16 protein-coding genes and 1 tRNA gene are annotated in these 13,840 nt (G+C 66.4%); 5 read left to right on the top strand and 12 right to left on the bottom strand.

Going from position 1 to position 13,840, the window contains the following annotated elements:
* Positions 1-10: 10 nt before the first annotated feature.
* From AC1RTO_RS03505 to AC1RTO_RS03490, 4 genes are all read right to left on the bottom strand, one after another.
* Positions 11-700, bottom strand: a complete 690-nt coding sequence (locus AC1RTO_RS03505) for an ATP-dependent Clp protease proteolytic subunit (protein WP_493159528.1) — start codon at positions 698-700, stop codon at positions 11-13.
* Between the two features lie 55 nt (positions 701-755).
* The gene (locus tag AC1RTO_RS03500; protein ID WP_493159527.1) at positions 756-1,688 is read right to left on the bottom strand and encodes a glycosyltransferase family 2 protein; all 933 of its coding nucleotides are present in this window, start codon (positions 1,686-1,688) and stop codon (positions 756-758) included.
* 183 nt (positions 1,689-1,871) lie between these two features.
* Entirely contained in the window at positions 1,872-3,548 is a 1,677-nt protein-coding gene (gene tig, locus AC1RTO_RS03495; protein WP_493159526.1) for a trigger factor, read from the bottom strand.
* A gap of 73 nt (positions 3,549-3,621) precedes the next feature.
* A tRNA-Leu gene (locus tag AC1RTO_RS03490) sits at positions 3,622-3,706 on the bottom strand.
* Positions 3,707-3,848: 142 nt separating this feature from the next.
* Here AC1RTO_RS03490 and AC1RTO_RS03485 point away from each other — a divergent pair.
* Positions 3,849-4,010: a hypothetical protein gene (locus tag AC1RTO_RS03485; RefSeq protein WP_493159525.1), complete on the top strand. Its 162-nt coding sequence runs from the start codon at positions 3,849-3,851 to the stop codon at positions 4,008-4,010.
* Between the two features lie 2 nt (positions 4,011-4,012).
* Positions 4,013-4,225 carry a hypothetical protein gene (locus AC1RTO_RS03480; RefSeq protein WP_493159524.1) on the top strand — a complete coding sequence of 71 codons (213 nt, stop codon included), beginning with the start codon at positions 4,013-4,015 and terminating at the stop codon, positions 4,223-4,225.
* Positions 4,226-4,502: 277 nt separating this feature from the next.
* Here AC1RTO_RS03480 and AC1RTO_RS03475 read toward each other — a convergent pair whose 3' ends face one another.
* Genes AC1RTO_RS03475 through gatC form a run of 7 tightly spaced genes read right to left on the bottom strand, consistent with a single transcriptional unit; the run spans position 4,503 to position 9,430 of the window.
* Positions 4,503-5,126 (bottom strand): peptidylprolyl isomerase, encoded by a 624-nt coding sequence (locus AC1RTO_RS03475; protein ID WP_493159523.1) that lies wholly within the window; start codon positions 5,124-5,126, stop codon positions 4,503-4,505.
* Positions 5,127-5,142: 16 nt separating this feature from the next.
* Positions 5,143-5,427: a barstar family protein gene (locus AC1RTO_RS03470; protein ID WP_493159522.1), complete on the bottom strand. Its 285-nt coding sequence runs from the start codon at positions 5,425-5,427 to the stop codon at positions 5,143-5,145.
* 3 nt (positions 5,428-5,430) lie between these two features.
* Positions 5,431-6,900, bottom strand: coding sequence for an Asp-tRNA(Asn)/Glu-tRNA(Gln) amidotransferase subunit GatB (gene gatB / locus AC1RTO_RS03465; protein WP_493159521.1), 1,470 nt, complete (start codon positions 6,898-6,900; stop codon positions 5,431-5,433).
* Positions 6,897-7,307, bottom strand: coding sequence for a type II toxin-antitoxin system VapC family toxin (locus AC1RTO_RS03460; protein WP_493159520.1), 411 nt, complete (start codon positions 7,305-7,307; stop codon positions 6,897-6,899). Before AC1RTO_RS03460 ends, gatB begins: the two co-directional genes overlap by 4 nt.
* Positions 7,304-7,600, bottom strand: coding sequence for an AbrB/MazE/SpoVT family DNA-binding domain-containing protein (locus AC1RTO_RS03455; protein WP_493159519.1), 297 nt, complete (start codon positions 7,598-7,600; stop codon positions 7,304-7,306). Before AC1RTO_RS03455 ends, AC1RTO_RS03460 begins: the two co-directional genes overlap by 4 nt.
* Positions 7,601-7,646: 46 nt before the next feature.
* On the bottom strand, positions 7,647-9,128 hold the full coding sequence (gene gatA, locus AC1RTO_RS03450; RefSeq protein WP_493159518.1) for an Asp-tRNA(Asn)/Glu-tRNA(Gln) amidotransferase subunit GatA: 1,482 nt from the start codon (positions 9,126-9,128) through the stop codon (positions 7,647-7,649).
* Positions 9,128-9,430: an Asp-tRNA(Asn)/Glu-tRNA(Gln) amidotransferase subunit GatC gene (gatC, locus tag AC1RTO_RS03445; protein ID WP_493159517.1), complete on the bottom strand. Its 303-nt coding sequence runs from the start codon at positions 9,428-9,430 to the stop codon at positions 9,128-9,130. The genes gatA and gatC overlap by 1 nt, the downstream gene beginning before the upstream one ends.
* A gap of 107 nt (positions 9,431-9,537) precedes the next feature.
* Here gatC and AC1RTO_RS03440 point away from each other — a divergent pair, with 107 nt between their 5' ends.
* Together AC1RTO_RS03440 and ruvX are read left to right on the top strand one after the other, a co-directional pair.
* Positions 9,538-10,647: a DUF3089 domain-containing protein gene (locus AC1RTO_RS03440; RefSeq protein WP_493159516.1), complete on the top strand. Its 1,110-nt coding sequence runs from the start codon at positions 9,538-9,540 to the stop codon at positions 10,645-10,647.
* Positions 10,644-11,105, top strand: a complete 462-nt coding sequence (gene ruvX, locus AC1RTO_RS03435; RefSeq protein ID WP_493159515.1) for a Holliday junction resolvase RuvX — start codon at positions 10,644-10,646, stop codon at positions 11,103-11,105. The genes AC1RTO_RS03440 and ruvX overlap by 4 nt, the downstream gene beginning before the upstream one ends.
* Positions 11,106-11,272: 167 nt before the next feature.
* On the opposite strand, the gene AC1RTO_RS03430 is transcribed toward ruvX, so the two are convergent.
* On the bottom strand, positions 11,273-12,244 hold the full coding sequence (locus AC1RTO_RS03430) for a hypothetical protein (protein WP_493159514.1): 972 nt from the start codon (positions 12,242-12,244) through the stop codon (positions 11,273-11,275).
* A gap of 90 nt (positions 12,245-12,334) precedes the next feature.
* Between AC1RTO_RS03430 and AC1RTO_RS03425 the strand changes: the two genes are divergently transcribed.
* The gene (locus tag AC1RTO_RS03425; RefSeq protein WP_493159513.1) at positions 12,335-12,502 is read left to right on the top strand and encodes a hypothetical protein; all 168 of its coding nucleotides are present in this window, start codon (positions 12,335-12,337) and stop codon (positions 12,500-12,502) included.
* Positions 12,503-13,840: the final 1,338 nt, after the last annotated feature.

Here is a 13,840-nt window from a genome sequence, read left to right as displayed (position 1 = left end):
ATCAGCGCCTTTACGCCGCCTTCGCCATGTCCTCGGTCGGCGCGGGACGCTTGTCGAACACCTCGTCGACGAGGCCGAAAGCCTTGGCTTCATGCGCCTCGAGGAACGTATCGCGGTCCATGCGGCGCTCAATCTCCTCGATCGGCTGGCCGGTATACTGCGCGTACAGCTGGTTCATCCGCGCCCGGATACGCAGAATTTCCTTGGCCTGGATCTCAATGTCCGACGCCATGCCCTGCGCCCCGCCCGAGGGCTGGTGGATCATGATCCGGGCGTTGGTAAGCGCGACGCGCATGCCCGGTTCGCCGCTGGCGAGCAGGAAGCTGCCCATCGATGCCGCCTGGCCGATGCACACCGTGCCGACGCGCGGTCGGATGTACTGCATCGTATCATGGATCGCCATGCCCGCCGTGACGACGCCTCCCGGCGAGTTGATGTACATGAAGATGTCCTTCTTCGGGTTCTCGGACTCGAGGAAGAGCAGCTGTGCGGTGATGAGGCTGGCCATGCCGTCCTCCACCCCGCCAGTCACGAAGATGATCCGCTCGCGCAGCAGGCGGCTGAAGATGTCGAACGAGCGTTCGCCGCGGTTCGACTGTTCGATGACGATCGGCACCAGACCCGACTGGGTCTGCTGCAAGCCAAGGCCGGCGTGGGCGATGGGGCTCATGAAGTCGCCGGTCTCGAACGGATTGTGCATGGGTGTCTCTCTTATGCCCTCAGAGACGCCAACATCGGCGCTCCCGCAGGGGAGTTCAACCCCCGCTGGAGGGGGCGGGATGTGCCAGATACGCCAAACGCCGCACTTCGCGCCGGCCGCGGACGACCGTGTCGAGGATCAAACCCGCGAACACGCACAAAGCGGCGATGATCATCAGCCCGGTGATGAGGATTGCGGTCGGGAAGCGCGGCACCAGATGCGTCTGCATATAGGTAAGCGCCAGCGGGATGCCGAGCACGACGCCGAACAGGGCGAACAGCGCGCCGATCGCGCCGAAGAACAGCAGCGGCCGCTCGATCCGGTACAGCGTCAGGATCGTGCCGAGGATGCGGAAGCCGTCGCCGTAGGTGCTGAGCTTCGACGCCGATCCCTCGGGGCGCGCATAATAAGGCGTCTCGATCTCGGCGCAGGGCATCTTCAGTTCGAGCGCGTGGACGCTGATCTCCGTCTCGATCTCGAACCCCGACGACAGCGACGGGAAGCTCTTGACGAAACGGCGCGAAAAGACGCGATAGCCCGACAGGATATCGGTGAAGCTGCGCCCGAACAGCCGCGCAAGCATGCCGGTCAGCACCGCATTGCCAAAGCGATGACCGCGGCGATAGCTGTCCTGCACCTGGCTGATCCGGCTGCCGACGATCATGTCGCATTGCTCGTCGAGCAGGCGCGCGACGAGTGCGGGCGCGGAGGCGGCGTCATAGGTCGCATCGCCATCGGCCATCACATAGACGTCGGCGTCGATATCGGCGAACATGCGGCGGACGACATTGCCCTTGCCCTGAATCCGCTCGGTGCGGACCACGGCGCCCGCGGCGCGCGCGACCGCAACGGTGTCGTCGGTCGAATTGTTGTCGTAGACGTAAACGGTCGCATCCGGCAACGCGGCGCGGAAGCCGGCGACGGTCTGCGCGATCGCCGCAGCCTCGTTGTAGCAGGGCAGCAGGACTGCGATCGTCGGTTGCGTCACGTCCGTCCTCTTTGGGCCAGCAAGGGTGTGGGACCGCCCGCACCACCCGGTTCGTCATCTCCGCGCAGGCGGGGATCCATGGACGCTGACGCTGCGGCTCCGTCGGGGAGCTGCGCGTCTGGATCCCCGCCTCCGCGGGGATGACGATGGCGGGAAAGGGACGACGCCCCTCCCCCATCAGTGTTAGCCCTCGGTCTTCGCAGCCGCCTTCTTCGCGCGCGGCTTCTTGGCCGGTGCGTCGGCAGCTTCGGTGCCTTCTGCGGCTTCGGCAGCGACCGGCGACGATTCCGTCACCGCGGTCTCGGCCTCGACCGGCGCGGTGGCCTTCTTGGCGCGCGGCTTCTTGGCGGGCGCCTCGTCGGCCGTCACTGCCGGCTCGGCCTCGGCACCGGCACCGGCATTGTCATCCTGCGCGACCGGCTTCTTGGCCGCCGCTTTCTTGGCGGGCTTGGCCTCGCCCTCCGCCTTGGCCTTCTTGGCACGCGGCTTGTGATTGTCATGATCGTGGCTGTGCGTGCCGGTCGCGAAACCGTCCTCGCTCTCGATCGCGGCTTCCAGCTCCTCGCGGGTCGCGTCGCGGTCGGTCACTTCCGCCTTCTCGAACAGGAAGTCGACGACCTTGTCCTCATACAGCGGCGCACGCAGCTGGGCGGCCGCCATCGGCTCCTGCTGGACGTACTGGATGAAGCGCTGCTGGTCCTCGCCGCGATACTGCTGCGCAGCCTGCGCGATCAGGCGGTTCATCTCCTGCTGCGACACTTCGACGCCGTTCGCCTGACCGATCTCGGACAACAGCAGGCCCAGACGCACGCGGCGCTCGGCGATCTTGCGATAGTCGTCACGCTCCGATTCCATCTCGGCGAGCGCCGCGGCGGGATCTTCCTCGTGCGTCGCCTCATGCTCCAGTTGCTGCCAGATCTGCGCGAACTCGGCCTCGACCATCGACGGCGGCACTTCGAAATCGTGACCCTCGGCCAGCTGGTCAAGCAGCTTGCGCTTCATATGGGTGCGCGTCAGGCCGTTATGCTCCTGCTCGATCTGCCCCTTGATGAGGCCGCGCAGCTGCTCGAGGCTCTCGAGCCCGAGGTTCTTGGCCAGATCCTCGTCGATCTTGCTCTCGGCCGCGATCTGGATCTTCTTGACGGTGATGTCGAACGTCGCGGGCTGGCCGGCGAGTTCCTTGGCACCGTAATCCTCGGGGAAGGTGACGTTGAGCGTCTTCTCTTCACCCAGCGTCACGCCGACGAGCTGCTCCTCGAAACCGGGGATCAGGCGGCCCGAACCCAGCTCGACGCCCATGTCGGTGCCGGTGCCGCCCTCGAAGGCGACGCCGTCGGCGGTCTTGCCGACGAAATCGACGGTGACCAGATCGCCCATCTCGGCGGTCTTGTCGTCGGCGTCGTCCCACTTCTTCGACTGGTCGGCGAACTTCTGCAGCTGCTCGTCGACCGCCTCGTCGGCGACCGGCACCGTCAGGCGCTCGAGCTTCAGCGCGTCGATCGCCGGAGCCGGCACCGTCGGCAGCACTTCCAGCTCGACGGTGACGACCGCATCCTTGCCGGGCGCATAATCATCGTTGAGCGCGACCGAAGGCTGCATCGCCGGACGCAGCGCGTTGTCGGCGAGCATCTGCTGCACGCCCTGCTGGATCGCGGTGTTGAGCGCGTCGGCGGCGAGCGATTCACCGTGCATCTTGCGCACTAGGTTCGCCGGCACCTTGCCGGGGCGGAAGCCGGGCATCTTCACCTGCGGCGCGACGCGCTTCACTTCGGCATCGACCTTCGCATCGATATCCGACGCGGTGATGGTCAGGGTATAGGCGCGCTTCAGGCCCTCGTTCAACGTCTCGACAGTCTGCATATCCGGCCTTCAATCTTGAGAAATCTGACGAAAATTCTTTAAGGCTGCCGCCCCGCGCCGCAAGCGACGGGACTGGTGCGGGCGAAGGGACTCGAACCCCCACATCTTGCGATGGCAGGACCTAAACCTGCTGCGTCTACCAATTCCGCCACGCCCGCACGAAGGACCCGCCGTAGGCCTGCACGACATGCGTCGGGCATTCCCTTGGGCGCGCGTCTATACCAGCGTGGCGTCGTCTAGCAAGCAAAGAGGCAACCCGGCCGGTTCCCGGGCGTTGGGTGGAATGAAGGAGAGACGACCATGGCCACCCAGCCCCCACCCGAGACGCCCGCACCGACGCCGCAGCCGGTCCAGCCTGACGGCCCGCCGCCCGAGGTGACGACGCCCGCCCCGGACGTCGATATCCCCTCGCCCGGCACGCCTGCCGGCGACCCCGGCACCTCGCAGCCTGCGGAGATCTGACGATGAGCGATACCGACCCCAAAGCCGATCCTCACCCCGACGACACCCGGGAGGACGAACGCTCCGACATCCAGCAGGCGGTCGAGGCGCGTGCCGACGCCGTCGCCCGCGGCGAAGGCGGTGACGAACCCGTCCGCTTCACCGATACCGGCGAATTCGACGGCAACAGCGGCACCGGCGGTGAAGTGAAGAACCAGGACCTGACGCAGCAATAGTTGCGTTGTTCCCGTACTGAGGGGCGGTCCGTACCCGGGCTGCCCCTTGTTCTTCGCGCGCGGAGGCGCGGAGGACGCAGAGAGAAGCCCGTCATCCCGACGGCCCATGCTCCCTCTTCCGTCATCCCGACGAACGTCGGGACCCATGGACGCGCTGACGGTACTGCTAGTCCGCTACATCATGCCGTCAAAACTATGGTTTCCGGCCTTCGCCCAATTGACGGCAAACGCTCAGTTCACAAAGGCAAGAAGCGGCAAGAGCAGTCGGCCGGACAAATTACTTCGCCGCCACCCGCCGCGCCGTCAACACCTTGACCGTCGTCACCGGCACCTCACCCTTGAACGATCCGCGCACCGTCGCGGTCGGCGACACCGGCGCATCGAGGATCGTGACGATCGTATCCATCCCCTCCACGACCCGACCGAACGCCGCATAGCCGAGGTTGTCGACCGGCTTGCCCGGGTCGGCGTCGAGCGCGGCGCGCTGGTCGCCGACGCTGATCGTGAAATCCCCGGTCGCCGTCCCCGGGCCGAACCGCGCGACGGAGATCGCGCCCTCGGTATGATGCAGGCCGGTCTGCGTCGTCGGTTCATGCTTGATCGGCGGCAGCACCCGTTTGGCCTCGCCATTCGTGCCGAACTGCACGAAGCCGAACCGGTCAGCGACCTTGACCGCGCGATAGAAGACGACCCCGTCCAGTCGCTTGCCGTCGACATATTTCAGGAAATTGCCCGCGGTGACCGGCGCATGCGCAATATCCGCCTCGATCACGATCCGCCCAGCGGTCGTCTCCAGCGCCACCCGCGGCAAGGGCGCCGCAGCGGGCGGGACCTGCTGCGCCGACACCGCACCGCCCGCCAGTCCGACCATCAGCGCCAGGCCCAAACGCAATCCGCTCATATCCCTGCTCCCACCGTCATGCGAAGCGCAGATACACGTCCTGCCCGAATTCCGCACGCGCATCGTCGAACACGGTTTCGGCGCGGCAGATATAGGCGAGCTCGTCCGCCGGCATGCCCGCGCTGTTACGGACGGTCACTCGCAACGGCACAGGCAAAGTACAGATCCCGCCGCCGAGGCAATCGAACAGCGCGTCCAGATTGCCGCCGACCCAGTCCGGCGCCCCCAGCCGGGGCAGCAGCGCGGCGTAGAAATCTGCCCGCGTCCGCCACCCGCCCGCATCCAGCTCGATCCGCGTCACCGATCAGCCGAGCGCCTTCTTGAGCAACGCGTTGACCACCGCCGGATTGGCCTTCCCGCCCATCGCCTTCATCGTCTGGCCGACGAAGAAGCCGAACAGCGTCTCCTTGCCGCCGCGATATTGCGCCAGCTGGTTGGGGTTCTTGGCGATCACCTCGGCGATCACCGCCTCGATCGCGCCGGTGTCGCTGGTCTGCTTCAGGCCGCGATCCTCGACGATCTTGGCGGGCGCGTCGCCCGTCTCCAGCATCACCTCGAACACCTGCTTGGCGAGGCTGCCCGACAGCGTGCCGTCCGCAACCAGGGCGAGCAGCTCCGCCGCCTGCGTCGGCGACACCGGCGACGTGGCGATATCGCGCCCGGTCCGGTTAAGCGCGCCGAACAGTTCCGACGTCGTCCAGTTCGCGGCCGCGACCGGCTTCGCGCCCGCCTCCAACAGGGCGTCAAACCAGCGCGCCGCCTCGACTTCCGCAGTCAGCACGTTCGCCTGATAGGCAGAAATGCCGAGCGCCTCGTACCGCTTGCGCTTGGCGTCGGGCAGTTCGGGCAGCGAAGCGCGGCACTGGTCGAGGAAATCCTCCTCCAGTTCGAGCGGCAGCAGATCGGGATCGGGGAAGTAGCGGTAATCGTGCGCGTCTTCCTTCGACCGCATCGACCGGGTCGTGCCGCTCTCGACGTTGAACAGCCGCGTTTCCTGGACGATCCTGCCGCCGTCCTCCAGCACCTCGACCTGCCGCTTCGCCTCATATTCGATCGCGGCCATCACGAAACGCACCGAATTGACGTTCTTCGTTTCGGTGCGGGTGCCAAGGTCGTCGCCGGGCTTGCGCACGCTGACGTTGACGTCGGCGCGCATCGACCCCTCTTCCATATTGCCGTCGCACGACCCGACATAGCGCAGGATCGCACGCAGCTTGCGCAGATAGGCACCCGCTTCGGCGGGGGACCGCATGTCCGGCCGGCTGACGATCTCCATCAGCGCCACGCCCGAACGGTTGAGGTCGACATAGGAGCGCGTCGGATGCTGGTCGTGCATCAGCTTGCCCGCATCCTGCTCGACATGGATGCGCTCGACACCGATCACCTTGGTCGCGTCGGGGTTCTTGTCGTCCGGGCTGATCTCGACCGAACCCTCGCCCACCAGCGGATGGTAGAGCTGGCTGATCTGATAGCCCTGCGGCAGATCGGCGTAGAAATAGTTTTTGCGATCGAACCGCGACCAGCGGTTGATCTGCGCGTCGATCGCCATGCCGGTGCGCACCGCCTGACGGATGCACTCCATGTTCGGCACCGGCAGCATCCCTGGCATCGCCGCATCGACCAGGCTCACCTGCGTGTTCGGCTCCGCACCGAATTCGGTGGCCGCGCCCGAGAACAGCTTGGCGTTCGAAGTGACCTGCGCATGGACCTCCAGCCCGATCACGACCTCCCACTCGCCGGTGGCGCCCTGGATGCGATAGCTGGTGTCGGTCATGGATGGGTCTCTGGCGTGATGAGGGTGAGGTCGGGGAAATAGCTGGCGAGCCGGCGGTCGCGAGTCATCAAATGTGCGCCGATCGCGGCGGCATGCCCCGCAATCAGAAAGTCGGGCAAGATCGTCTGCCTGTTGCCGCCACGTTCGCGGTACGATCGATGCGCCTTGCCTGCGGCCATCGCGACGTCGAGGTCCAGATCAAGCAGCTGGATTTGGAAACGCTCCATATTTCCCAGCAATGTCTCGACCGCGCCGCCTTGCGCCGCCACCTCGGCCAGCACGATCAGATTGCAGCCGAAAGGCGCGTCTCCGGCAATGCGGCTATAGGTACGCCGCGACCACCGCGCGCCATCGTGATCGTCGATTCCGAACAGGTCGATCAGAACGTTGGTATCCAGCACGATCACGGCAGCGGTTCGTCGCCACGCAGCTCGCGCATGATCTCGTCGGTCGGTCGAGTGAACATTGGATTGGCGCGAATATAGGCGAAGGCCGCATCGATCCGGTCGCGACGTTCCGCCGGCGTTTCGTCCGGCCAGCGCTTGACGGGTACGACCACCGCCTCGCCGCGATCGTTGACGCCGACATCGACGGGACGTCCCGGCACCAGCCCGATCGCATCGCGAACGTCCTTGGGGATCAGCACCTGCCCCTTGCTGGTCATGTTGGTGGTGGTGCGTTTGTCGAGCGGTGCGTTCATCGCCTGCCTCCAGTGTTACCAAGGTAACACTTCAGGCGCTGTCGGTCTACCACCACGCCTCCGGCCGCGCGACGAAGCCGGCGCGCTGCTCGATCGCGAGGCCTGCGTTTAGCACGCCCTGCTCGTCCAGCGGCCGGCCGATGATCTGCAACCCCAGCGGCAGCCCGTCCTTGTCGAGCCCGCCCGGCACGCTCATCGCGGGCAGGCCGGCGAGGCTCGACGGCACGGTGAACACGTCGTTGAGGTACATCGCGATCGGATCCGCCGATTTTTCGCCCAGCGCGAACGCCGCCGACGGCGCGGTCGGGGTCAGCAGCACGTCGCATGTGGCCCACGCCGCCTCGAAATCGCGCGCAATCAGCGCCCGCACCTTCTGCGCCTGCGTATAATAAGCGTCGTAGAAACCCGCCGACAGCACATAGGTGCCGATCATGATCCGGCGCTTCACCTCGGCGCCGAAGCCGTCGGCGCGGGTCGCGGCATACATGTCCTGCAGCCCCGCCCCCTCGGGCAGGTCGCGCAGGCCGTAGCGCACGCCGTCATAGCGCGCGAGGTTGGACGAGGCCTCCGCCGGTGCGATGATGTAATAGGCCGGCAGCGCATATTTGGTATGCGGCAGCGACACCTCGACGATCTCCGCGCCCGCGTCCTTCAGCCAGTCGATCCCCGACTGCCACAGCGCCTCAATCTCCCCGGGCATGCCGTCGACGCGATATTCCTTCGGAATGCCGACTCGCTTGCCGGCGAGGCTCGCCGACAGGCCCTGCTCCCAGCGCGGCACGTCGAGCTTCAGGGACGTCGCATCCTTCGCGTCGAAGCCCGCCATCGCCTCCAGCATGATCGCGCAGTCGCGCACGTCGCGCGCCATCGGTCCCGCCTGATCGAGGCTGGAGGCGAAGGCGATCGTCCCCCAGCGCGAACAGCGGCCATAGGTCGGCTTGATCCCGCTGATCCCGACGAATGCCGCCGGCTGGCGGATCGAGCCGCCGGTGTCGGTGCCGGTCGCCCCCGGGCACAGGCCCGCGGCGACCGCCGACGAACTGCCGCCCGACGAACCGCCCGGCGCGAGGGGAGCGTTGCTGCCCGCCTTGCGCCACGGCGAGATGACATTGCCGAACGCGCTCGTCTCGTTCGACGATCCCATCGCGAACTGGTCCATGTTGAGCTTACCCAGCATCCCCGCGCCCGCATCCCACAGATTCTGGGAGACGGTCGATTCGTAGGTTGGCACGAACCCTTCGAGGATATGGCTCGCCGCGGTGGTGGCTACACCCTTGGTGCAGAACAGGTCCTTCATCCCGATCGGTACGCCGGCCAGCGGCTTCAGCGTCTCGCCGGCCGCGCGCGCGGCATCGGCGGCGCGCGCTGCGGCGAGCGCATGATCGGGCGTCTCGACCAGAAAGGCGTTGAGCGGCTTGGCCTTGGCGACCTTCACGACGAAGGCGTCGGCCACCTCCACCGCGGAGAAGGCGCCGCTGCGCACGCCATCGCGGATGCCGGCGATGCCGAGATCGGTTACGTCGGCCATTATTCGATCACCTTGGGAACGGTAAAGAAGCCATGCTCCGCCTGGGGCGCATTGGCCATCAGCGCATCGCGGATGCCGCCGCCGGTCAGCGGATCGGCGTTGATGACGTCGTCGCGCAGCCGCAGATGGTTGGGAATGACCGCGGTCATCGGCTCGATCCCCGACGTATCGACCTCCCCCAGTTGCTCGATCCAGCCGAGGATGTTGGACAGTTCGGGCGCGAGGCGGGTCGCATCCTCTTCGGTGATCGCGATGCGCGCGAGCGCGGCGACCTTCTTCACGGTGGCGGTGTCTACGGACATGCGGTTGCGCCTAGCAGCGGCGGCTTGCCCTGCGCAACCGCATGTTGCCAGTTCCCCGCCCCTCGTCCATCAGAGCCGCTTCCCCGTCCCGTCCGGAACCCGACGCCTTGGCCCGCAAATTCCTCTACGTCTTCGCGTTCCTGATCGCGCTCGTCATCGCCGGCGCCTTCGCCTACCGGATCTACGGCACCGAGATCCTGCGCATGGCGCTTGTCCCGTCGGAGGCGTTCCGGGCGCAGCCCGGCGTCGATCCCGCAGTCTATGCCGACAAGGCGATGTGGATCGCCCGTCCGGACATCCCCGGCAACCCCGCGCTCTGGACCCCCGCCGGCTACACGCCGGAGGCGAAGCCGAAGGCCGCGGTCTTCTTCATCCACCCGACCTCCTATATCGGCCGCGACCACTGGAACGCGGCGCTGGACGATGCCGAAACCAACGCCCGCGCCGCGATCTTCCTGCGCGGGCAGGCGAGCGCGTTCAACGCCGCCGGCGACATCTGGTCGCCGCGCTATCGCCAGGCGACGTTCGGCGCCTTCCTCACCAGCGTCGCCGACGCCAATCGCGCGCTCGACCTCGCCTATGGCGACGTCGCCGCCGCCTTCGCCGCCTTCGTCAAGCAGGTCGACCGGAAACGCCCGATCATCCTCGCCGGCCACAGCCAGGGCGCGCTCCACCTCACCCGCCTGCTGCGCGAGCAGGTCGCCGGCAAGCCGATCGCGAAGCGGGTGGTCGCGGCGTACGTGGTCGGCTGGCCGGTGTCGGCAAGCACCGACCTCGCCGCGCTCGGCCTGCCGCAATGCACCCGCCCCGACGAGGCGCGCTGCCTGCTGTCGTGGGAAAGCTTCGCCGAGCCCGCCGACCCGAGCATGATTACCGACCTCTACGACCGCACGCGGGGCTTCGACGGCCGCCCCCGCAAGGACACCGACATGGTCTGCACCAATCCGCTGACCGGCACGCCGGGCGTCGCCGCGCCCGCCACCGCCAACCAGGGCACGCTCTACCCCTCCGAAGACCTCACCACCGCGACGATCGCGCCGGGCAAGGTCCCCGCCCGCTGCGGCCCGCGCGGTATCCTGCTGATCGGCGAGGCGCCGGAGGTCGGCGGCTACGTTCTGCCCGGCAACAATTACCACGTCTACGATTACAGCCTGTTCTGGGCGAACGTCCGCGCCGATGCACTGCGCCGGCTGGCGGCGTTCGGGGCGAAACGATGATCACGCTCGACCGCGCCGTCTTTCGCGAGGCGCTGCCGCAGGGCGGTCGGCTGCTCGGCCTCGACCTCGGCACCAAGACGATCGGCACCGCCTTGTGCGACGCCGGGTGGAGCTTCGCCAGCCCCGCCGACCTCGTCCGCCGCAGCAAGTTCACGCAGGACAAGGCAGCGCTGGTCGCGCTGTCCACCGCGCAGCACGTCCGCGGCTGGGTGCTCGGCCTGCCCCTCAACCTCGACGGCACCGAAAGCCCGCGCAGCCAGTCGACCCGCGCCTTCGCCAGGAACTGCCAGGACCTCGGTCTGCCGATCCTGCTGTGGGACGAACGCTGGTCGACGGTCGCGGTCGAACGCACGATGATCGAACAGGACATGAGCCGCGCGAAGCGGGCCGAACGCATCGACAACCTCGCCGCCGCGCACATCCTGCAAGCCGCGATCGACGCACTGGTGATGATCTAGGGCCGATCGCCATTCAGAAGATGACGTGCCGAAAACGGTGGTTTTGCGTGACCCGGAGCGCAGCGTACTAACGGTACGTGAGCACCGGAAGCGCGCGAAACCGCCGTTTGCAGGCCGTCAGGGCTGAATGTCGATTGGCCCTAGCGGCGCCAACCCGGCGCCGCCAGTCACTGGATGGCGAGCACGCGCCCGGTCACCGTCATGCGCGTATCGGTGGGGGGATCGATCGCATAGAGCGAAAACAGCAGCGCCGCCTCCCTCGCATGCGGGCCGAAGAACCAGCCAGCGACGGATGAGGTCTGGGTCGACCGGTTGCTGCTGCCGAGCTGCCCCGCGGCGCTCGGCAGGCTGCGGTCGATCGGCAGCGATCCCTCGAACGTCCCGAGTTCGGTGCTGGTCGCTGCCGTGCCGGTGGCGGTAAGGAGGTTGCCGAGCAGCACGACGCGCAACGTCGCCACGCCGCGGGCCGGCTCCAGCGTCAACGTCGCCGTGCTCGCGGCGACCGAATAGGTGCGCGGCGTCCCGCCCGCGCCCTCGACGGCATAGGCCGTACCGTTGACCGCGACCTTGCCGAACGGAACGCTGGCTCCGGCCGGCAGGTCAGTCGCCAGCGTCGGCACGCCATAGGCGCAGCCATATTGCACCGTGATCCCGCTGCGCACCGTCCCCAGCGTGAAGCCGCGGGTATAGTCGAGCGCGCTGCCGCCCGCCATCGGCGTGCCGAAGGTCAGGCGATGGGGGACGCCGTCGATCCGCCGCAGATAGCTGCGCGTGCCGGCCGGCGCCGCGGCATCGAGATCGGCGGCCGCGAACGTAAGATCGATCGTCTCGCCGCTCACCCAATAGCTGCCCGCGGCGGCGGTGGACTCGAGCGTCAGCCCGGTGCCGAACGCGCTCGACGGACTGGGCTGCGGCGGCGCGCCGTTGAGGGCGATCGACGCACAGGCGGTCGCAAAGCGCTGATCCCCGGCCAGGTCGGCGACGCGCGCATAGGTCGGCCCCGGGCTGGGCGCGGTCGTCGGCGTAGGTGCGACGCCGGCCACCGGCACCCCGCCACCCGACCCGTCCCCGCCACCACAGCCCGCCACGGCAAGCATCGCCCCCAGCGCGACCCCGGCCGCCCATCGTCCATCCCGCATATGCGCCTCCCTACCGTCCCAACTTTATGGCCGGATCGGGAGCGGTCAAGACGGCTGCAGCTGTGTCTCGTCGCCACGATACGACGTAAGATGCCGCGCTCGACACTCGATCAATACGGGACGACCGCCGGCCGCGCCGTCCAGTGGCATGTGGCGCTGACGGACCATGTCGATCAGCCTAATTTCGGCGGGATGCAGCCCTACTCCTTTGTCGAGCGAAATCGAGAGCTGGAATGCCCGGGATTGGGGGTAAGCTGACGTTCGTACGTCGATAAAGATTTCCTTTTAGAGGCGAGTGCAAGGGCTCGACCTTGTCGTGCCGCTGCCCCTTCAGCGGTTTCTGGCCTTCTGACAGAAAGCGGCCAGACTGCCAGAACACGGGGAAACAGCTTCATGACCGCGTAACAAGACGAAACGATCATTGGCGCCTTGACAGCCGGAACCGACGGCTCGCCATCCTGCTTCGGACACGAAACTTTAGGCTTAATGTCGAACGGCTCAACCACGGACAAAAGTTCGAAAACGTTCTTGTCTCCGTTTTTGTAAGACTCTAACTGCCTAAGATGTATTGGGTCTACGAGGAAAAAGCGTGCCGGAAGATCGTTGGCAACCCCAGCTCGTCCTGACCTGCAGCGCCAGCTTATACATTCAATATTTGGAGGTCGCCCTTCGTAGACTGAGGTGGGAACAATTACTAGGAGATAGCCGGATACAGGCGCTGATGATCTAGAGGCGTCTCGCGCGAGCTTTTCAGCCTGAAACTTCCCCGTGTCCTCATCTCGGGGGTAGTATGACATTACACCGGATTCGTCCCGTTTCGTTACGAGCTGCACCTCTGCCACGCGCACCTTGAATACTTGATCGGCAACTTTGACGAAGACGGGCGACCTTAGGACATAGTCCGAGGCTCGATCGGCTGGGGCCATGGAGCATGCGCCTAGCGAAAGGAAACCGGTTACGGCCAACAGCATTGCTGCCGTGCGCAGGCGTAAATGGGTCGCGAAGTGAGAAGACAACCGCATCCGCGAGTGATCGCTCACTAGCCCAACCTTCGCAAGTTGCGATCCACGCCGAGTCTCGGGTGTCCGCTGTTGGTCGATAGCCGACATCATGCGGGGCTTCCTGTCCGAAGGAACGGAGATTAAACTGGTCGGAGCTTTTCTTATCAAGATCGATTTCGGGGAATGCATTGGTTTGAACGACGCGGTCAGCTTGGCGTCATTCCCGGCAACCCCGATTGTCGGACCATGCTCGGCGCCACTTGGGAGTCTTTCAGAGGCAGGTGTCGCTATGGAAACCAACTCGGCGGTGCTCCCATCCCGAAAGACGATCGGCCCCGGCCAATAGCGGTGGCTGCAAAATCCCGTTCGGGAACCATGCCGAGAAAAATGTCCAGGCAACCTGCCGCGCAACCGTCCAAACGGTTTATCTTTTTCAGAACCCGTTCCCGATTATGCTTTCTCGACATCGCCGCCCCGAGACAGGGAAACGGGAAAGACCGCTCCGAACGGATGGCGACTTTCACCGACGCGGATCGCCCGTCCGCCCACCCGCCGGCAGCGGCGCCGGCCCCATAGCGCCGCCGCAACACGCCCC

This window comes from Sphingomonas sp. GW821-FHT10F09 (genome assembly GCF_058809195.1).
Note: the sequence above shows the minus strand (reverse complement) of the source record. Positions and strands in the feature narration are given on the sequence as shown.